General features: G+C 41.2%; 20 protein-coding genes. 14 read left to right on the forward strand and 6 right to left on the reverse strand.

Annotated elements, in window-relative coordinates; all coding sequences use genetic code 11:
• Window positions 1-66 precede the first annotated feature (66 nt).
• The 5 genes from rfbA to galU are packed head-to-tail and all read left to right on the forward strand — an operon-like array spanning window position 67 to window position 4,779.
• Window positions 67-945: a glucose-1-phosphate thymidylyltransferase RfbA gene (gene rfbA / locus PMAL9190_RS09870; RefSeq protein WP_087845047.1), complete on the forward strand. Its 879-nt coding sequence runs from the start codon at window positions 67-69 to the stop codon at window positions 943-945.
• A gap of 13 nt (window positions 946-958) precedes the next feature.
• A complete protein-coding gene (rfbD, locus tag PMAL9190_RS09875; protein WP_087845048.1) occupies window positions 959-1,852 on the forward strand; it encodes a dTDP-4-dehydrorhamnose reductase in 894 nt (297 codons plus the stop codon).
• 20 nt (window positions 1,853-1,872) lie between these two features.
• Window positions 1,873-2,430: a dTDP-4-dehydrorhamnose 3,5-epimerase gene (gene rfbC, locus PMAL9190_RS09880; protein ID WP_087845049.1), complete on the forward strand. Its 558-nt coding sequence runs from the start codon at window positions 1,873-1,875 to the stop codon at window positions 2,428-2,430.
• Entirely contained in the window at window positions 2,427-3,869 is a 1,443-nt protein-coding gene (gene wbaP, locus PMAL9190_RS09885; RefSeq protein WP_087845050.1) for an undecaprenyl-phosphate galactose phosphotransferase WbaP, read from the forward strand. Before rfbC ends, wbaP begins: the two co-directional genes overlap by 4 nt.
• Window positions 3,870-3,873: 4 nt before the next feature.
• Entirely contained in the window at window positions 3,874-4,779 is a 906-nt protein-coding gene (gene galU, locus PMAL9190_RS09890; protein WP_087845051.1) for a UTP--glucose-1-phosphate uridylyltransferase GalU, read from the forward strand.
• Between the two features lie 102 nt (window positions 4,780-4,881).
• Here galU and PMAL9190_RS09895 read toward each other — a convergent pair whose 3' ends face one another.
• Together PMAL9190_RS09895 and PMAL9190_RS20225 are read right to left on the reverse strand one after the other, a co-directional pair.
• The gene (locus PMAL9190_RS09895) at window positions 4,882-5,139 is read right to left on the reverse strand and encodes a site-specific integrase (RefSeq protein WP_087845052.1); all 258 of its coding nucleotides are present in this window, start codon (window positions 5,137-5,139) and stop codon (window positions 4,882-4,884) included.
• Window positions 5,123-5,281 carry a hypothetical protein gene (locus tag PMAL9190_RS20225; protein ID WP_159458386.1) on the reverse strand — a complete coding sequence of 53 codons (159 nt, stop codon included), beginning with the start codon at window positions 5,279-5,281 and terminating at the stop codon, window positions 5,123-5,125. The genes PMAL9190_RS09895 and PMAL9190_RS20225 overlap by 17 nt, the downstream gene beginning before the upstream one ends.
• A 104-nt stretch (window positions 5,282-5,385) precedes the next feature.
• Here PMAL9190_RS20225 and PMAL9190_RS09905 point away from each other — a divergent pair, with 104 nt between their 5' ends.
• Window positions 5,386-6,513 (forward strand): Fic family protein, encoded by a 1,128-nt coding sequence (locus PMAL9190_RS09905; protein ID WP_087845054.1) that lies wholly within the window; start codon window positions 5,386-5,388, stop codon window positions 6,511-6,513.
• A 215-nt stretch (window positions 6,514-6,728) separates the two neighbouring features.
• On the opposite strand, the gene PMAL9190_RS09910 is transcribed toward PMAL9190_RS09905, so the two are convergent.
• Complete coding sequence (locus tag PMAL9190_RS09910) at window positions 6,729-7,004, reverse strand: hypothetical protein (RefSeq protein WP_087845055.1); 276 nt, start codon at window positions 7,002-7,004, stop codon at window positions 6,729-6,731.
• A gap of 1,069 nt (window positions 7,005-8,073) precedes the next feature.
• On the opposite strand from PMAL9190_RS09910, the gene PMAL9190_RS20455 reads away from it, so the two are divergent.
• The 3 genes from PMAL9190_RS20455 (at window position 8,074) to rfbB (ending at window position 10,879) form a co-directional block, all read left to right on the forward strand.
• A complete protein-coding gene (locus PMAL9190_RS20455; RefSeq protein WP_268808120.1) occupies window positions 8,074-8,208 on the forward strand; it encodes a hypothetical protein in 135 nt (44 codons plus the stop codon).
• A 529-nt stretch (window positions 8,209-8,737) separates the two neighbouring features.
• Complete coding sequence (gene wecA / locus PMAL9190_RS09915; protein ID WP_087845056.1) at window positions 8,738-9,811, forward strand: UDP-N-acetylglucosamine--undecaprenyl-phosphate N-acetylglucosaminephosphotransferase; 1,074 nt, start codon at window positions 8,738-8,740, stop codon at window positions 9,809-9,811.
• A 24-nt stretch (window positions 9,812-9,835) separates the two neighbouring features.
• Complete coding sequence (rfbB, locus tag PMAL9190_RS09920) at window positions 9,836-10,879, forward strand: dTDP-glucose 4,6-dehydratase (RefSeq protein ID WP_087845057.1); 1,044 nt, start codon at window positions 9,836-9,838, stop codon at window positions 10,877-10,879.
• Between the two features lie 232 nt (window positions 10,880-11,111).
• Here the strand turns inward: rfbB and PMAL9190_RS09930 are convergent, their stop codons facing one another.
• Complete coding sequence (locus PMAL9190_RS09930; protein WP_087845058.1) at window positions 11,112-11,729, reverse strand: N-acetylmuramoyl-L-alanine amidase; 618 nt, start codon at window positions 11,727-11,729, stop codon at window positions 11,112-11,114.
• Window positions 11,726-12,598 (reverse strand): lipase family protein, encoded by an 873-nt coding sequence (locus PMAL9190_RS09935; RefSeq protein WP_087845059.1) that lies wholly within the window; start codon window positions 12,596-12,598, stop codon window positions 11,726-11,728. The genes PMAL9190_RS09930 and PMAL9190_RS09935 overlap by 4 nt, the downstream gene beginning before the upstream one ends.
• Before the next feature lie 229 nt (window positions 12,599-12,827).
• Here PMAL9190_RS09935 and PMAL9190_RS09940 point away from each other — a divergent pair, with 229 nt between their 5' ends.
• The 4 genes from PMAL9190_RS09940 (at window position 12,828) to PMAL9190_RS09955 (ending at window position 15,821) form a co-directional block, all read left to right on the forward strand.
• Window positions 12,828-14,201: an MBL fold metallo-hydrolase gene (locus tag PMAL9190_RS09940; protein ID WP_087845060.1), complete on the forward strand. Its 1,374-nt coding sequence runs from the start codon at window positions 12,828-12,830 to the stop codon at window positions 14,199-14,201.
• A gap of 450 nt (window positions 14,202-14,651) precedes the next feature.
• Entirely contained in the window at window positions 14,652-14,873 is a 222-nt protein-coding gene (locus PMAL9190_RS09945; RefSeq protein ID WP_065168449.1) for a TA system antitoxin ParD family protein, read from the forward strand.
• Window positions 14,866-15,156 (forward strand): type II toxin-antitoxin system RelE/ParE family toxin, encoded by a 291-nt coding sequence (locus PMAL9190_RS09950; protein ID WP_087845061.1) that lies wholly within the window; start codon window positions 14,866-14,868, stop codon window positions 15,154-15,156. The genes PMAL9190_RS09945 and PMAL9190_RS09950 overlap by 8 nt, the downstream gene beginning before the upstream one ends.
• 374 nt (window positions 15,157-15,530) lie before the next feature.
• On the forward strand, window positions 15,531-15,821 hold the full coding sequence (locus tag PMAL9190_RS09955) for a GIY-YIG nuclease family protein (protein ID WP_087845062.1): 291 nt from the start codon (window positions 15,531-15,533) through the stop codon (window positions 15,819-15,821).
• Between the two features lie 446 nt (window positions 15,822-16,267).
• Here the strand turns inward: PMAL9190_RS09955 and mnmC are convergent, their stop codons facing one another.
• Window positions 16,268-18,412 (reverse strand): bifunctional tRNA (5-methylaminomethyl-2-thiouridine)(34)-methyltransferase MnmC2/FAD-dependent 5-carboxymethylaminomethyl-2-thiouridine(34) oxidoreductase MnmC1, encoded by a 2,145-nt coding sequence (gene mnmC / locus PMAL9190_RS09960; protein ID WP_087845063.1) that lies wholly within the window; start codon window positions 18,410-18,412, stop codon window positions 16,268-16,270.
• A gap of 393 nt (window positions 18,413-18,805) precedes the next feature.
• On the opposite strand from mnmC, the gene fabB reads away from it, so the two are divergent.
• Entirely contained in the window at window positions 18,806-20,020 is a 1,215-nt protein-coding gene (gene fabB / locus PMAL9190_RS09965; protein ID WP_087845064.1) for a beta-ketoacyl-ACP synthase I, read from the forward strand.
• Window positions 20,021-20,470 lie beyond the last annotated feature (450 nt).

A 20,470-nucleotide genomic window follows, 5' to 3' on the forward strand; every position in this document is an offset into this window, starting at 1 on the left:
ATTTCTTTTTTTATCTTGGGTTGAATATATTTTCAATCCGAGACATATAACCTCGGATTCTTATTTATGAAAGGCATTATTTTAGCCGGTGGTTCAGGTACGCGTCTTTACCCTATTACGCGTGGTGTATCTAAGCAGTTACTACCTATTTACGACAAGCCGATGATTTTTTACCCGTTATCAACATTAATGTTGGCAGGTATAAAAGATATTTTAATTATCACCACTCCTGAAGATAATGATAGTTTTCGCCGTTTATTAGGTAATGGCTCTGACTTTGGTATCAATCTAGAGTATGCGATTCAGCCATCTCCAGATGGTTTAGCACAAGCATTTATAATTGGTGAAGATTTCATTGGTGATGACAGTGTTTGTTTAGTACTTGGCGATAACATTTTTTATGGTCAATCATTTGGACAGCAGCTGAATCATGCTAAAGAGTTAACATCACAAGGTATTGCTACTGTCTTTGGTTATCAAGTACATGATCCAGAAAGATTTGGTGTGGTTGAATTTGATAACAATATGAAAGCAATTTCTATTGAAGAAAAACCGCAACAACCTAAGTCAAATTATGCAGTAACAGGGTTATATTTCTATGATAATCGTGTTGTTGAAATGGCAAAACAAGTTAAACCGTCACACCGTGGTGAGCTTGAAATTACCACATTAAATGAAATGTACTTAAATGATGGTTCATTAAATGTCGAGCTACTAGGTCGTGGGTTTGCATGGCTTGATACGGGAACCCATGAGAGTTTGCAACAAGCAGCATCATTTGTTGAAACCGTACAAAATATTCAAGGACTGAAAGTAGCTTGCTTAGAAGAAATTTCATGGCGTAATGATTGGTTAACGACACAGCAAGTACAATTACTGGCTGAACCAATGATGAAAAATGAATACGGTCAGTATTTAATGCACATTGTTTCTGAAAATAAATAAAAAGTGAATAAACATTGTGAAAGTATTAATTACAGGTAGTAATGGCCAAGTAGGTAGCTGTTTAGTAAAACAGCTACGATCTTGCCCTGAGATTGAATTTTTAGCTGTTGATAGAGACCAACTTGATATTACTTCAGAGCAAGAGGTAATTAAAACTGTTAATGATTTCATGCCAAATATTATTATTAACGCAGCAGCCCATACAGCAGTTGATAAAGCAGAAAATGAAGTTGAATTATCTTATGCTATAAATTGTGATGGTCCTTTTTATTTAGCCCAAGCTGCTGAGCAAGTCGGTGCTGCAATATTACATATATCGACAGATTATGTTTTTGCGGGTGATAAAGAGGGTCTATACAGTGAATCTGATACTGTTAACCCACAAGGCGTGTATGGTGAAAGTAAATTAGCGGGTGAAGAAGCAGTTATTAATACTTGCTCTCGCCACATTATTTTACGTACCGCATGGGTATTTGGTGAAGACGGTAATAACTTTGTAAAAACAATGCTTCGTTTAGCACAGCAAAGAGATTCATTAGGCATTGTTGCTGATCAGTTTGGTGGGCCAACTTATGCGGGTGATATTGCTGCTGCACTAATTAAAATAGCTAAATCAATCACAGACTCAAAAAATACATTTAATACTGAGCATTATGGTATTTATCATTTCTCTGGTATGCCACATGTAAGTTGGTGCGAATTCGCTCAAGTTATCTTTGATAAAGCGATTGAACAAAAGATTTTAGTTAAATCTCCGGATGTTAAAGGTATTAAAACAGAAGAGTACCCAACACCTGCGAAACGTCCAGCCAATTCAAAGTTGAATACAAACAAAATAACAACAGTATTTAATACTCCAGTAAGTGATTGGCAATCGGCATTAAATAATTTGAGTAATTACTCTTAATACTGAATTAGAGAAAAATAATGAAAGTTATAGATACTAGCATCCCTGATGTGAAAATTATTGAGCCAGCTGTTTTTGGTGATGAACGTGGTTTCTTTATGGAAACTTGGAATCAAAATCAATTTGAAGAATTAGTTACTGGTAAGCCTACCCAATTTGTACAAGATAACCATTCTAAATCCAAAAAAGGTATTTTACGCGGATTACATTATCAAACAGAAAATACCCAAGGTAAGTTAGTGCGTGTTGTTTCTGGTGAGGTATTCGATGTAGCGGTTGATATTCGTAAAGATTCACCAACGTTTGGCAAGTGGGTTGGTGTTTACCTTTCTTCTGAAAATAAACGTCAATTATGGATACCTGAAGGTTTTTCTCATGGCTTCTACGTAACCAGTGATGAAGCTGAGTTTGTTTATAAATGTACAGATTATTATAATCCAAATTCAGAGATATCTATTAAATGGGACGATAAAGAACTTGAAATAAAATGGCCTTTATTTGAGCAACCAATATTATCAGGAAAGGATATGGCTGGTATTAATTTTTCTGAATTAAAAAATAAAAGGATTTCATTATGAATAGTATAATAAGTACTTCATTCGAAGATGATTTTAATATTGGTAATGAATTAAAGAAGAAAAATTTCATAAATAAATATTGTTTATTATCTTCAGATATTATTTCTTTAACTGTTTCATATTTTATTATCTTAGTCTTTGTTAATGAGTCTAATGATTATTTATACTATAGAACTTTAAATCTCATATTGATTTTTTCTTTTATTATTTTACTTTTTTTAAGTAAAAGCAAACATTATACATATAGAAAACCATTTTGGAATGAGTTGAGAGAAATTTTAAATTTAATTGTTATTGCTGCTCTAGTAGACTTTACTGCAACAGGTTTATTAGGATGGAATATTAGTTTTGAAGAGTGGATATATTTATGGTGTAGTATTTCACTTTTGATTCCAGTATCTCGATTTTTTACTAAAAAAATACTTGTAAGTTTATCACTCTGGTTTATGCCTTCTATAATTATAGGTTCGGGAAAGAATGCTAAAGATGCTTATAGAGCAATTAATAGCGAAAACTTAATGGGCTTTGATGTTAGAAATTTTGTAACTATTGATGATTGCCACATTACCTCAGAAATATTGGGAGTAAAAGTAATCAATTATAATGATGCATTAGAACGCCTCCTTGGTGGCTATAAAGTTTTTATAGCATTAGAATACGAGCAAAGAGATTTACGTGATCTTATTATCAGAAGATTAACATCAACAGGTGTAAGAAATATATCAGTTATACCTTCTATGCGTGGTGTTCCGCTATATAGCACTGATATATCACATTTTTTTAGCCATGAAGTTATGATGCTTAGAATCAATAATAACTTAGCAAGAAAAACATCTAAATTTATAAAAAGATTTTTTGATATTATTATTTCATCCTTGTTTTTATTTGTATTATCTCCTTTATTTGTTTATATATCATATCAAGTCAGAAAAGATGGTGGATCTGCCACATATGGACATGAGAGAGTAGGGCAAAATGGTAAGAAATTTAAATGTTTGAAATTTCGATCTATGGTTATTAATTCTCAGGAAATATTGCAGCATTTATTAGATAATGACAAAGATGCGAGAGATGAATGGGAAAAAGATTTCAAATTGAAAAATGATCCTCGTATTACAGCTATTGGTAAGTTTCTAAGGAGATCTAGTTTAGATGAGCTACCTCAGTTATGGAATGTATTAAAAGGTGAAATGAGTCTAGTTGGACCTCGACCTATTATTGAACAAGAGCTTTTACGTTATAAAGATGATGCTGATTATTATTTAATGGCAAAACCTGGAATGTCCGGTCTATGGCAAGTTAGTGGTAGAAATGATATTAATTATGAGACAAGAGTATATTTAGACAGTTGGTACGTGAAAAATTGGTCACTATGGTATGATATTGCAATTTTATTTAAAACAGTGAATGTTGTATTGAAACGTGACGGAGCTTATTAATAATATGAAGCAAATAACAAAAGTTGTCATTCCAGTAGCTGGCCTTGGTACACGCATGCTGCCTGCAACCAAAGCAATTCCAAAAGAAATGTTACCTATTGTTGATAAGCCTTTAATTCAATATATCGTTAATGAGTGTGTTAATGCGGGTATCAAAGAGATTGTGCTGGTTACCCATTCTTCTAAAAACGCAATTGAAAACCATTTTGATACTTCGTTTGAATTAGAAGCAACCTTAGAAGCGCGTGTTAAGCGTCAGTTGTTAGATGAAGTGAAGGCAATTTGTCCGAAAGACGTGACGATTATGCATGTTCGTCAAGGTCAAGCTAAAGGTTTAGGTCATGCCGTCTTGTGTGCGAAACCATTGATTGGTGAGCAGCCGTTTATGGTTGTGTTGCCTGATGTGATTTTAGATGAATATACAGCAGATCAAAAAACAGAAAATCTAGCCGCGATGATCGCACACTTTGAACAAACAGGAGCAAGCCAAATTATGGTTGAGCCTGTGCCAATGAGTGACGTCTCAAAGTACGGTGTGGTTGACTGTAATGGTGTTGATCTTAAAGGCGGTGACTCTTGCCCTATGACGCGCATGGTTGAAAAGCCTGCGGTAGAGGAAGCACCATCAAACCTTGCTGTTGTTGGTCGCTATGTTTTATCTCACAATATTTGGGATAAGCTAGCAATGACACCACCAGGGGCTGGGGATGAGATCCAACTGACAGATGCGATTGATATGTTAATGCAGAATGAAACTGTAGAAGCATTTCATATGACAGGCCGCTCTCACGATTGTGGCGACAAGCTTGGCTATGCTAAAGCTTTTGTTGAATATGCTATGCGTGACAAAGTATTAGGTGAAGAGTTTAGTGCTTATATTAACTCATTGAATGATCAATCTAACGCTTGAATCACAGCTAGCTTAAATAGAACTAATAAATAAAAGCCCGTATTGAACCTTTATATAAACGGTTCATACGGGCTTTTTGCGTTTTAAACATTTATAAAACTATCAACGTCTATCAAATATGCCATTTGATTCCATCATATCTGAAAAGGCACTGCCATCATGGCGGGTGGCGTTAAAGACATAAGGTGCGTAAACATCAAATAATAATCGTGTATTACTGTGACCAAGCATTTGTGAAACGTACAATGGGTTTTCATGGGCCGCTAAATGCAGCACTGCTGCAGTATGGCGGGTTTCATAAGGGCGACGTGTTTTTAAATTGGCTTTTTTTAAGGGGTGGATGCTAAATATCTTTACCAATTTTACGGGTATCTAATGGCGAGCCATTATCGTCGGTAAACAAAAAATCATCAGGATCGGTGAGGGGGGCGGTAATACGTTTAATCGCGGTCAGCAATAGATCGTTAATCGGTAAATCGCGACGTGATTTTGGGGGTTTCACATCAGTGATGTCGCCACACTTTGACACATTTGATTTGATTAATACCCTTATTTACATCACAATGTGATTTGAATAGGCGCTCTTTTCGCATCAAAGGATCAATTATGTGGGTATGGCAGCAAAATAACTGGCCTCATTTTCACTGGGATCGAGTCATCATTGAGCCAATGGTGAGGCAAACACGCCTTAACCAAGGTGTATTACTGGGGAAAATCACCTGCCAATCGCCGAACCAACAGCAAAGTATGTTGGATACGTTACTGGCAAACATTATCCATTCCAGTGCTATTGAAGGGGAAAAGCTTAATGCATTTTCAGTACGTTCATCGTTGGCCAATAAGCTAGGGATGACGGAAGAGAAACCGTTTCCAACCACCGAACAAACCGATGGGTTAGCTGAAATCATGCTTGATGCGATAGAAAACCTCGATGCGCCGCTGACGCTTTCGCGGATCTTAACCTGGCATCAACGCTTGTTCCCTGAAGGTTATACAATGTTTAACCCGGTAATCGGTGGGCTATTACGGGGTGATGCGCCGATGCAAGTCGTCTCGGGCCGTATTGATAAACCTGTTGTGCACTTTGAGGCGCCACACCGTGCCATCCTTGAGCCTGAGCTGGATACTTTTATTACGTGGTTTAACCAATCTAAAGCCGATACGTCACTCGACCCTTTACTGCGTGCGGCAATCACCCATTTATGGTTTGTGACTCTTCACCCGTTAGATGATGGTAATGGCCGTATTACGCGTTTGCTGACTGATTTAGCATTAGCCCAAGCCGAGCAACAGTCGGTTCGGTTCTATGCGATGTCGGTAGGGATCTTGGCTAACCGCCACAGCTACTATGAGGTATTGGAGCAAACCCAAAAAGGCGATCTCGATATTACAGCTTGGTTAAGCTGGTTTTTAACCACCTTAAATGCCACGTTTGATGGAGTGTTAACGGAGATCGATCAAACCGTGTTCAAGACTAATTACTGGCGTCAGATCGACCAAACCAAGCTCACTACAGAGCAAGTAAAAGTGCTCAATCGAATGTTGGATGGTGACTTTGAGCAGGGGATCAATACCAGCCAATACCATAAGGTGGCGAAGGTCAGTAAGCCAACCGCAACCCGTCATTTGGCGCTATTGGTTGAATTAGGCTGTTTAGTGAAATCGGGAGCGGGCGGTCGTAGTACCCGCTATTTGCTACCGTCACATGTTGCGCCACTGTCAATCAAAGTATAACAATGTAATACATCATTACAAAAAAGGGGCTGATAGGTTCATTAATGCTGATCAGTTAAATCTATCTAGCGATTCAGGATGCTTCCAAAAAATGGACGATGCCAATTAGAAACTGGCGACAAGCCCTGAACCGCTTTATGATAATGTTTGAAGACCGATTGACTGAATACTTGTAACTCAGAGCAGTGACACTGAATTATTTACAGAGTCTTTATTTACTGCAATAACAGTGACATGCTGTCTTTGTGATAGCAAGTCGCAAAGCTCTGATAACCGTATTGTTGATTATCATTATATTCTTTTACCATTGCTTGCACTTCACCTGCGGTTCTTAATTCAGGCGCCGCGTCGCTACTTTCATAGTTCCACTTTATAACAATATCAGTCTCTGGTGACATAGTGAGAACTTCATTCCATGTGTACTCAATAAATTTTACTTCGTTTTGTTTTTTGTTCGTTAGCATTGATAGTAAGTTTTTAATAAATGTCATAAGTGTCATCTTTTGTTATCAAGCAATAAAGTAATGTATCAATACATCATTCAGTTAATATAATATAAATTTATATTTTAGTTGCGCATATTCGTCAATATCAGACATCACATTTTTAGATGTTGATCAAAGTAATTATTCTTTCAGGTGATAGTTAAAGATTTTTTCGTCTCAATGTCGGCTTTTTTGAGTTTTGTTGCATATTGATGTTGGTAGGGGCGAGACTTAGCCTAATATTCGTCATCTCGGAAGTGAGGTACGAGCTATCCGTGATCTACTTAAGGCGTGCTTGAGCTTGAAAGAAGCCAGTGAACTTAATAACGCTACGGCGCGTAGGGAGTAGATTCCCTATCGCCCTCGCGGGCATTCACTGTAGGGAATGACGGGGTGGTTGGTGCTTGAGCTTGAAAGAAGCCAGTGAACTTAATAACGCTACGGCGCGTGGGTAGTAGATTCCCTATCGCCCTCGCGGGCATTCACTGTAGGGAATGACGGGGTGGTTGGTGCTTGAGCTTGAAAGAAGCCAGTGAACTTAATAACGCTACGGCGCGTAGGGAGTAGATTCCCTATCGCCCTCGCGGGCATTCACTGTAGGGAATGACGGGGTGGTTGGTGCTTGAGCTTGAAAGAAGCCAGTGAACTTAATAACGCTACGGCGCGTGGGTAGTAGATTCCCTATCGCCCTCGCGGGCATTCACTGTAGGGAATGACGGGGTGGTTGGTGCTTGAGCTTGAAAGAAGCCAGTGAACTTAATAACGCTACGGCGCGTGGGTAGTCGATTCCCCATCGAGCTCTTTCTCGCTCCTTAAACCTCGGCTCTCGTGAACTTTTCTTCCTTTCTCCCCGTTCCTTTTTTGACCCATAAGATAAGCATCAAAACGCTTAGTATAATAATAATTAATGATATCCATTTGCTTTTTGATATATATCTTTTAGGTGTATGTTTGATATCACACTTATACTGTAAATGTATTATTTTGATGGATTGTAATTCATGCTCTGCCTATACTTATTGCATAGAGCAGGAGGAACTGTTCAACATTTTTATATATTAAGAGTGAATATAGTATGCAACTGTTGAAGAAGTTTAAGGCGTGGTTAAGTAAGCTTGATGAGTACGATAAGCAGGCAAAGCAGATCCGTTGCGAAGATCGTCGTGGTGAATATGATTACACTACCGAGTCGCTTAAAATCAAAAAATAGCCGTTATATTTCGATTTTTTCAATTGTAAAAATAAAATAATAATTAGCGTTATACTCAGATATATAATAATTAAGCCACAGCTTATATTCTTCGTGAATGGTTGTGGCTTTTTTTATGGTTGTATTTATTCATGTATTTGATGTTATTACTGGCAAATATATACAAGCAATTTATTGATCGATCAAATAAATATATATTAGCTATGCTATTTGAATTGTGAATGCTTATTAAGAGATTTAACTGTTTTATATATTGTTATTTTACTGGCGCTTTTATTTTGCGTAAGGTGCTGATATTTAATGGTTTACCCTTGGTTCCTGAGTGGGTTTATTATTTATTATGATTAATTTATCTTAAATATTCTGTTTTGTTTTGTTTTGAGTGTTTATTCCTTTAGCAATTAATTGCTTTGTAATATTGTGGCTGTAGGTTTCGTTTGAAGGTTAATTATCAGATTATCATCGCTGTGAATGATCTGGTTGTGATTGATAACGAACTATTCTTTGGATTACAGGTACGTATTTAATTATGGAATACTCATATATTGTTGTATTTGTGCTGTCATTTATAAGCTTATTTATGATGCGCAAGATCGCACAAAAAGTGGGCTTGGTTGATAAGCCCAATGCTCGAAAACACCATCAGGGCGTGATACCACTTGTGGGTGGCATCTCAGTCTTTTTTGCTTTTGCTATTGCCGCGTTATTGTTTTTACCTGTTGATTTAACCCTTTTACTCTATCTCGGCTGTGGTTTAATTTTATTAGCTGTCGGGGTGATTGATGATTACCTCGATATTAGTTTTAAGATCCGCTTAGTCGTCCAAGCAGGGATCGCGTTGGCGATCATCAGTGTTGGCGGCCATTCATTAGATAACCTCGGTTATTTAATGGGCAGTGAAACATTGCAGCTATCACCTTTTATTGGTGGCTTTGTTACTGTGGTGGCGTTTATTGGTGCTATCAATGCATTTAATATGGTTGATGGTATTGACGGCTTGCTGGGTGGACTCGCCTCGGTAACATTCTCGGCGATGGGGTATGTGTTTTACTTAAATGGTAATAACGAATTAACCTTGTTTTGTGGCTTATTGGTCGCGGCTATGCTGCCATATATTATGCTTAACTTAGGTTTACCGTTTGGACGTCGTTTTAAAGTCTTTATGGGCGATGCGGGCAGCGTGTTTATCGGCTTTACTGTGGTGTGGCTATTGGTGCGTGGCACGCAAGAAGCTGAGATAGTCGCGTTTAAACCAGTAACCGCATTGTGGTTAATTGCGATCCCATTAATGGATATGGCAACGATTATGATCCGCCGTGTTCGCAAAGGTCAGTCGCCATTTAAGCCTGATCGTGAGCATCTGCACCATATCTGTCAACGTATTGGTTTGTCGTCACGCATGACATTAGTGGTGATTTGTTTATTAGCGATGAATTGCGCTGCGATCGGTATTTGGTCTGAAATGGTGGGTATTAAAGAATCAACCATGTTTATTGCTTTCTTGGCGATGTTTGGCGGTTACTTTATGATGATTAATCATATTTGGCGTATTACCGCTGCCGTTAAGCGCTTGTTTGGTATTCATACCGTACACGAAGCGTAAAAAAGTAATCAAAGGAAACATGTTGTGAAAATAATGGTGACGGGTGGAGCTGGTTTTATTGGCTCTGCCGTTATTCGATATATTATTAATAATACTCAAGATAGCGTTATTAATGTGGATAAATTAACCTATGCGGGTAACTTATCCACATTGGAATCAGTGGCACAACATTGCCGTTATATTTTTGAGCAAGTGGATATTTGTGATCGTGGTGAGTTAGATCGTCTGTTTGCCGTATATCAGCCAGATGTAGTAATGCACTTAGCGGCGGAAAGTCATGTTGATCGTTCCATTAATGCACCCGCCGCCTTTATTACCACTAATGTTATCGGTACTTATACTTTATTAGAAGCGGCACGCAGTTATTGGCAATCATTAGAGCCTGCTCGCCAAGCCGCATTTAAATTTCATCATATTTCTACCGATGAAGTGTTTGGTGATTTAGGCCATAGTGAGGCACTGTTTACTGAAAACAGCGCCTATGATCCTTCAAGTCCATATTCAGCTTCTAAAGCGTCGAGTGATCATTTAGTGCGAGCTTGGTCGCGAACCTATGGTTTACCCGTTATTGTAACCAATTGCTCTAATAATTACGGGCCTTATCATCATCCTGAAAAACTGATCCCGCGAATAATTTTAAATGCGCTTGCAGGGCAACCGTTGCCTGTGTTTGGTGATGGTTTACAAGTTCGTGATTGGTTATTTGTCGATGATCATGCACGCGCTTTATATAGTGTTTTAACGCAGGGGCAGACGGGCGCAACCTATAATATTGGTGGCTATAATGAAAAAGCCAATATCGATGTTATTACTACAATTTGTCAGCTATTAGAAGAGTTAGCACCGAATAAACCTCAAGCGATTGATGCTTACAGTGATCTGATTACGTATGTGGCAGATAGGCCAGGGCATGATATTCGTTATGCTATCGATGCCTCTAAAATTACTCGTGAATTAGGTTGGATCCCAGCCGAGACCTTTGAATCGGGGTTACGTAAAACCGTTGAATGGTATTTAAATAATCCCACGTGGTGGCAACCAGTGCTGGAAGAGTGTGACAATAATTAATATTAATAGCACCGTGAAGTAGAACTACCTAAGTATCAAGAAAAAAGCGTCACAACAGATGATGCTTTTATCTTGATACTGCTCTTCCTCGTTTCTTATTCTCTCGCCACTCGCCACTCGCCACTCGCCACTCGCCACTCGCCACTCGCCACTCGCCACTCGCCACTCGCCACTCGCCACTCGCCACTCGCCACTCGCCACTCGCTACTCTCTACTCTCTACTCTCTACTCTCTACTCGAAACCTCCCTCCACCCACGCTAAAATCCCCTGCACATGATACTCAATGATTTTTTTGCGGCCTTTAGGCGACATCAATATCAAGCAGCATTCGATTTCATTATCCATAAAGAAATTTTCGGTTAATACTGCAGCCATGGTGGTTTTTCTAAGCATATAAAAGCCGCGCTCTTTGTCGCTGTCACCATCACGATAATCACTACGCAGGGGTTTATTTGGAAACACTTGAGTAAAAGCATGGGCAAGATGATCGGCGACAATATCACTGTCGGTTTGGCCGCGGCTGGTAAAAATTTCAACCCCTTTACCACCACCAGCATTGGCATGCACTGAAATTAATAAACAGCGATGGTGTGGATATTGCTGGGCTAAAAAATTAGCCCGATCAACCCGCGTACGCAGGCTAATATCTTCTCGCTCTGGCACAATGATTTTATTGTCAATACCATATAGGGTTAACGCTTGGCTAATGCCGTGAGTAATTGCACGATTAAATTCCCCTTCAAATAATTGCTGACCGTTGGACCATAATGGTGACCGTTTCCCCGCGGTTTGATAGACATTGTTAATGATCCCACCATGGCCGGGATCTAATAAAATTAATGCTTTCATAAGGTCACCTTAGGAATACTGTATTTCGCGATAACATGGCTCCACAAATAGCCGTAAGATTTATGGGCGTTGCCGGGATACTCGTTGGTGATATAACAATCTTGCGGCTTGATTTGATGACGGTTGGTAAGGTAATCATCACTTAAATCATGATCAATACACACAAGATCGCGCTTATCACTAACATTGATCCATTGCTCGGTAACACAATCGGGTGTCGCTAACTTTTTTACGCTCGGTTGTTGAGTGATTTGAGGCAGAAAGCCTTTGACGCTAGTAAGTCCAAGCGGCGAGCCAAAGGTAAACCACGTACTAATTTGTGGCGGTGTTGTTTGGCGGCTAAGTTGATGCAGAACGTTATAGGCGATCACCGTGCCCATTGAGTGACTGAGTAAAATAATTGGCCGATGTTGATATTGATTCAGCAGTTTTAGCAGTGGTTGCTCGACCGCTTTTTGATACTTGGCATCGTGAAAGTAGTGATGAATATCTGGCAGCAGTGATTTTAAAAAGGGTTTAGAGATAAAAGAGAACACACTTAATTTATCCTCTATCCATTCTGCGATGTTGGCTGTCCAGTGTGAGGTGCTGGTGGTTAGCTGATGGTTGTAATGGGTTGAGCTGTCAGCCAATAAATGATTAATCGCATGGATCTGAGGCATTGCCGTTGTGGGAGTGGCTGATAACACTAATGGCTGTTGATAATAATGATCGGCGTAATAGGCCATTTTAAAATCAATTTGCGGATGTAACCGAGATTGACTGTAGCGTTGTAAGCCATGGTTAAGTGCTTGCTGCCAATGTGCACTTAACGTTGTCGTCGGAAGTTTATTGCCGCGACCATGAATGGCGATAATGACGGGATACATGATAAATATCTCTCCTTAATCTGTTATCGAAACGCCATTAAAGCTGTTGTGCATATGTATGTGTATTTGTGGGGGCTGTTTTGTGACCGATTAACAATTTATAGATGACAGTTACATGACAGCTACATTGTAAAAGCGAATGCTTCCTAGTTCTATCTGATAACATTTTTAACAATAGATATGCGCTGTCATCATGAGCCGCTTATGATTATTGGCAGGGGAGGATGCAGTGAATATTGTTCATCATGGTGCAAAAACAGGCGTAACGGGATCATGTCATGAGCTTATTATTGGTGATAATAGCTTATTGATCGATTGTGGTTTATTTCAGGGAACAGAAGCCCGTGAGACAGTAGATATTGAGTTTGATATTAATCATATCGCGGCATTATTACTGACCCATAGCCATATCGATCATATTGGCCGTTTGCCATGGCTACTTGCCGCAGGTTTTTCAGGGCCAATTTATGCCACCGAAGCGACCGCGGCTTTAGTGCCATTAATGCTAGAAGATGGACTTAAACTGCAGTTAGGACTCAATAAAAAACAGAGTGAAAGAGCGTTAGCATTAATACATCAACGTATTCGTCCAGTACCTTATGATTGTTGGGCACAAATAGTGTTACCAACGGGAGAGCAAGTTAAGATCCGTTTTCGACCTGCTGGGCATATTTTGGGCTCTGCCTATATTGAAATCAAATTACCAACCGATGAAATCGTGGTGTTTAGTGGTGATCTGGGGCCTAAAAATACCCCGCTATTAACCGATCCGATAGCACCAACGGCTGCCGATACGTTAGTGATTGAAAGTACTTATGGGGATAAAGCAGAGCATCAACTTCAGCATCGTCAACAACGATTAAAACAGATCATTGAACGCTCTTTACAAGATGGTGGCGCGATTGTTATTCCCGCCTTTAGTGTTGGTCGTACTCAAGAGTTACTGTTTGATCTTGAAAATATTATTGCCCAAATTGATGTCGATTCCAATGAAACTGCCACCAATAAGCGGGTGTGGAAAAGTTTACCGATAATTTTAGACTCGCCACTGGCACAAAAGGTGACAGAGCAGTACCGTTATTTTCATGAACTATGGGCGAAAGAAGCCAAACAGCGCCGTTATATGGGCAGGCATCCATTAGCGTTTGAGCAGTGTATTACCATTGATGGTCACGCTGAGCATATAGAATTAGTTAACAGACTCCAGCATTCCGCTGAGCCCGCGATCATTGTTGCCGCCAGCGGTATGTGTTCTGGTGGTCGAGTGGTCAATTACTTAAAAGCGTTATTAGCCGATAAACGCACTGATATAATTTTTTCAGGTTATCAAGCGCAAGGCACAACCGGACGCGCTTTAGTGGATGGCGATAGAGTTATTAACATTGATGATAAAGTGATTGATGTCGCGGCGCAGATCCATCAATTATCAGGCTATTCCGCCCATGCTGCGCAACAAGATCTGGTTAGTTTTGTGGCTGATATTGAGCAAGGCCCTAAGGTAATCAAAGTCGTACATGGTGATCTTAAAGCACAAACCGCATTAGCGACAGAATTGAGGAAGGTCAAGCCTGAGGCAACAGTGATCATTGCCGCAAGTGAATGAGGGAAGCCCCAACCCCGTCATTCCCTACAGTGAATGCCCGCGAGGGCGATAGGGAATCTACTCTCCGCGCGTCGTGGAGTTATTGAGTTCACTGCTTCACTGGCTTCTTTGAGGCTCGATCACGCATTGAGTAGATCACGGATAGTTTCGTGCCTCAACTTCCGAGGTGACGGATATTGGGCAGAGTGAATGCCAAGCCCAACCCCGTCATTCCCTACAGTGAATGCCCGCGAGGGCGATAGGGAATCTACTCTCCGCGCGTTGTGGAGTTATTGAATCCACTGGTTTCTTTAAGGCTCAAGCACGCTTTGAGTAGATCACGGATATTAGGCAAAGTGAATGCGAAGTCTCGACATTAACTATCTCGCCTCTGTTTTTAGTAGCTAGTTGCATCATTTGTAGCAACTTGCTACAGTTGGTGTTGAAACTTTATTTTATAGGAATAGAACAATGGCCACAGCAAGTGTTCGAATTGACCAAGAGCTTTTTGATAAAGCAACAATTATAGCTAAAGCACTAAACCGTACAACGCCAAAGCAAATTGAACATTGGGCAAAAATTGGTGAAATGATGGAAGATAATCCTGACTTACCGTACGAGTTTGTAAAGCAGGCTATTATTGCTAAAGCAGAAAAAGAAGCAGGTAAGTTAGAGAGTTATAGTTTTGATTAACATTACTCAAATTCTTCAAACACCGACATTTAAAAAAGCGGTGAAGAAATTACATAAAAATCAAAAAATGGATCTTGATGATGCTATTCGCCAGTTGTTGAAAGACCCTTACCTTGGGGAACAAAAAAAAGGGGACCTATCATTTCTACGTGTTTATAAGTTTAAAATGGTAAAACAACTAACATTGCTTGGATATAGTTATGAAGATGGCACTGTTACTTTAGAGTTAATCGCTCTAGGATCACATGAAAACTTTTATCGAGATGTAAAAGTAATCTATTAAATTATAATTCAATGACGGATATTGGGCAGAGTGAATGCCAACCCCCCGTCATTCCCTACAGTGAAAGCCCGCGAGGGCGATAGGGAATCTACCGTCCGCGCGTTGTGGGGTTATTGTTTTCAGTGATTCACTGGCTTCTTTAAGGCTCAAGCCCAACCCCGTCATTCCCTACAGTGAATGCCCGCGAGGGCGATAGGGAATCTACTTTCCGCGCGTTGTAGAGTTATTGTTTTCAGTGGTTCACTGGCTTCTTTAAGGCTCAAGCCCAACCCCGTCATTCCCTACAGTGAATGCCCGCGAGGGCGATAGGGAATCTACTGCCCGCGCGTTGTAGAGTTATTGTGGTCAGGGGGTTTTTAGGAACGAGGATTTGAGTGAATAAAGAGCCTGCGGTTTATATTTTGGCATCAGCTAATAAGCAGGTGCTTTATGTTGGAGTGACTAGTCAATTAGTCACTCGAGTTTGGCAGCATAAAAATAATCTGGTCAGTGGTTTTTCGAAAAAGTACCAAGTACATCATTTAGTGCATTATGAGCAATTTGATACCATGCTCGTCGCAATTGAACGCGAAAAACAACTCAAGAAATGGTGCCGTGCATGGAAAGAGCAATTAATTATCGATAATAACCCGCAGTGGCTGGACTTGTACGATAGTTTATTGTGATAACGATTCGTGAATGCCAAGCTCACCCCGTCATTCCCTACAGTGAGGTTACGAACGAGATAGGGAATCTACTTTCCGCGTGTTGTGGGGTTATTGTTTTCAGTGATTCACTGGCTTCTTTAAGGCTCGATTACGCGTTGAGTAGATCACGGATAGTTTCGTGCCTCAACTTCCGAGATGACGGATATTAGGCAGAGTGAATGCCAAGCCCAACCCCGTCATTCCCTACAGTGAGGTTACGAACGAGATAGGGAATCTACTTTCCGCGTGTTGTGGGGTTATTGTTTTCAGTGATTCACTGGCTTCTTTAAGGCTCGATTACGCGTTGAGTAGATCACGGATAGTTTCGTGCCTCAACTTCCGAGATGACGGATATTAGGCTGTCTCGGCACTAATAATCTCGCTACTCGCCACTGCTCTTCCTCGCCCCTAAACCCCTCACAACCTCAACCCTTCACCTCTTTACCGCGCACTAATTTCCGTACCCACATTCTGCCTGGGTGAAGGGCATCAAGCACTGTATGTGGTAGGGGCAGTGGATCGCCACAAATCTGTGAAGCCAGTAATTCGCCTAATAGCGGTGCTGAACTTAACCCTCGTGAGCCTAAGCCAACAATGGTAAATAAGTTTTGATATACCGGCACATTTTGAGCGTAAAGCTGGTTATCTTTCAGATCCTGATATTGCTTAATCAAATCATCATAACGACAAACATTACCCACAAACGGTAAATGATCACGGCTCGCACAACGCACCCCAACACGTGCTCGTTGCTGAGGATCAAACTGGTCAACGTTAATAGCATCGATCCATGAAGCCGTTGCTGGAACGCTGTCTAATAAGCGTTGCTTGTTTTGTTGTTGATCGACATCACTGTAAGTTAAATCGCAACTACGACGGGCGTAACTAGCACCAATACAATGACTATTGGTGTTGGTGTTTACTGGCGTAAAATAGCCGTCATAACATAATACCGTGTTAAGTTGCGCCAAGGTCTCATTGGTTGGTACATGGCTGACTTGACCACGTACTGATGAGGTTGGAATGGGAGCGGTTTGTGGGTATTGATTAAAACGGTGACCACTGGCAACTACAACAGTGGTGTGAGTTGTGGTGCTGCCATCGGCAAATGTTAATTGCCATTGCGGATCATTAGTGGGTGTTTTTTGTTGTTCAAGCGCCGTGACATCGCAATTAAGGTGTAAGGTTAATTTGCCTGTTTGCTGCATTGATTCAATTAATGCTTGGGTTAATTGCTGGGGGCATAACCAACCACCTAATGGGTAATTAACACTGCGACAATCTGTGTCGACACCAGTGATCGCGCGGGTTTGTTCAATATCTAATTCACGGACTAACTCGTCAGGAAAGCCACCGCTTAACATGCAGTCTAGCTTTTTGGTTTGACGACCGAGTTTTTTATCTTGGGTTGCAAGCGCGAGTTGTTTTTCAGCATCGGTCAGGTTTTTACCGTTTTCATCCCATGCTAATTGGGTTACGCCACACCAATCATGATCAAACTGACATTGCTGAGCGGCTTGTTCAACAAACTGACGCGCATAAATAAATCCCGGCGCAAAAAAGCGTGATAGCGGATCGTGCTTACCATTGAGCAGTGGATAGACAGCACCTTGACGATTGCCCGATGCGCCTTGGGCTAACTCGCTATCAGCGCAATATAAAGTTACCGACTGACCTCGACGAATTAAGGCCAATGCAGTGGTCGCTGATGCTACACCACCGCCGATAATCGCGATATCGCTTGGTTGTGATGGCGATGCTTGTTGTGAGCTACGGGCAAACCACGGCTTAAAGTTAGCTTGCGAATGCGGGGGAGTGATTGTCGCTAGCGTCATTTGATGGTGTTCGTTTAGTGCTGACGCATTGTTGAGACTAAAACCAGCCTCAGTTAAGCCTGCGCGCACTAAGTCTGTCGTTGTTGTTGTCACAGCGCTAACACGGCATTGAGCGCGTGCCATTTTAGCCATGCTATTAAACAGCTGTTGATTCCAGCTCTCGATCTGATGTTGAGATGCGCACTCATCTAATAGCCATGCGTCGATAAGACCGTCATTGCCAAGCCATAGTTGCGGCATGGATTGGTTAATATCGCCAAACCATAAATCAAGGGTGATGCGGCCATTCTCAAGCACAATTCGATGACAATCAGCAACGGCAGGAGGATAATGTGCTTGTAGTTGCTCAGCGAACTGTGCCAGCTCAGGCCACATAAGCTGAGCTTTAATCAGATCGTGTTTAGTCAGTGGCGTTTTTTCAAAGCTAATATAGTGCAGCTCTTGCGTTGTCGCCTCTGGGTGTTGTTCGCAAAAAGCGTTAAATGCTTGCCATAGTGCTAAAAAGTTAACCCCGGTGCCAAAACTGGTTTCAGCTACCACATATCGACGGCGATCAAAATCCAGCCACCGCTGTGGTAAACCATGTTGGTGGATAAAGGCAGCGCGTGTTTGTTCAAGTCCATGATCATTTAATGACGCTAATTGATGAAATATTGGACTGCCAGTATCGTTCCAATCAAGGACAGCATTTTGGATCCGTGGCGTAGACGTTGTGGAAGTAGGACGAGACAACATGAACCTCTTGTTTAGCAGCTGAGCACTTTAGCATCATTTTATGCATGAAAATGCATCAATTATGGGGTTTAAATGCGATTGAATAGCAATTTTGACTCGATTGTACCTGAAATACAGGAAAGCTGACCACTTTTCAGCGACAAAGCCGTTATAGTTCTCGTACTAAATAATCGTTAACTTTTTTGTTTTTTTCTTAATAAAAGAGTTAGATTAGAGAATTATGTCGGTCCAAACATCTTTAATATCGCGTGTTTTCGTTCGCTATGGCAAACGAAGAGTGGATGTGAGCGCAGATTTTAAAGCCGTTTGGGACCTATTCTAGCCATTGAAATAGGACCGTGGTTGTTCTATAAAATGGGTAGGTATTTCCATTAATATCAGTAGGAATTCATCATGAAACGAGCCGTAATTACAGGCATGGGTATTGTATCTAGTATCGGTAACAACGTTGCTGAAGTACTGGAGTCCCTAAAAACAGGCAAATCAGGTATTACTTACTCTGAGCAGTTTGCAGAAATGAAATTGCGTTCAAATGTATGGGGTGATCTAAAAATTACACCATCTGAGCATATTGATCGTAAGAAAATGCGTTTCATGGGTGATGCTGCTGCGTTCGCTTACCTATCAATGGAGCAAGCGGTTGCTGACTCTGGCTTAGCAGAAGATCAAGTATCAAATGAGCGTACAGGTTTAGTTGCAGGTTCAGGCGGTGCATCATCATACAACCAGTACCATGCAGTAGATACACTGCGTGAGAAAGGCGTTAAGCGTGTTGGTCCTTACATGGTTCCACGTACTATGTCTTCAACTGTTTCTGCATGTTTGGCAACACCTTTTAAAATTCGCGGTGTTAACTACACCATGAGTTCTGCATGTGCAACATCTGCGCACTGTATCGGTCATGCGGTTGAACTGATTCAACTAGGCAAGCAAGATGTTGTTTTTGCTGGTGGCGGTGAAGAACTTGATTGGTCACTAACAATGATGTTTGATGCGATGGGCGCGTTGTCAACTAAGTACAATGATGATCCATCAAAAGCATCACGTACATATGATGCTGATCGCGACGGTTTCGTTATCTCTGGTGGCGGCGGCATGGTTGTAGTTGAAGAACTTGAGCACGCGCTTGCACGTGGCGCAAAAATCTACGGTGAGATTGTAGGTTATGGTGCAACATCTGACGGCTACGACATGGTAGCACCATCAGGCGAAGGCGCCGTGCGTTGTATGAAGATGGCAATGAAAGATCTTGATGGTCCTGTTGACTACATCAACACTCACGGCACATCAACACCGGTAGGTGATGTGAAAGAGCTTGGTGCTATTCAAGAACTATTTAGCGAAAACTGTCCAGCAATCTCTGCAACTAAAGCGATGACAGGTCACTCTCTAGGTGCGGCTGGTGTTCACGAAGCGATTTACTCAACGCTAATGCTAGAGCACGGTTTTGTTGCACCAAGCATCAACATCGAAAACCTAGATGAAGCGGCGAAAGGCCTTGATATCGTGACTGAGAAGCGCGATGTTGAATTGAAGACTGTTATGTCTAACAGCTTTGGTTTTGGTGGTACTAACGCAACGCTAGTAATTAAGAAATACGAAGCGTAAGGCAGGAACAGCAGCGGCGAGATTTCAAGTAACGAGATTGCGCGTCTGAGTTCACAGTATAATAAAAAGCGATAGGTGAGAGCCTATCGCTTTTTTTGTACCTATCCCCGTCATTCCCTACAGTGAATGCCCGCGAGGGCGATAGGGAATCTACTCTCCGCGCGTTGTGGAGTTATTGAATCTACTGGTTTCTTTAAGGCTCGATCACGCTTTGAGTAGATCACGGATAGTTTCGTACCTCACCTTCCGAGATGACGGATATTAGGCAGAGTGAGTGCCAAACCCCAACCCCGTCATTCCCTGCAGTGAATGCCCGCGAGGGCGATAGGGAATCTACTCTCCGCGCGTTGTGGGGTTATTGAATCCACTGGTTTCTTTAAGGCTCAAGCACGCTTTGAGTAGATCACGGATAGTTTCGTACCTCACCTTCCGAGATGACGGATATTAGGC

The sequence above is a fragment of the Photobacterium malacitanum genome (genome assembly GCF_900185615.1).
Lineage (GTDB): Bacteria > Pseudomonadota > Gammaproteobacteria > Enterobacterales > Vibrionaceae > Photobacterium > Photobacterium malacitanum.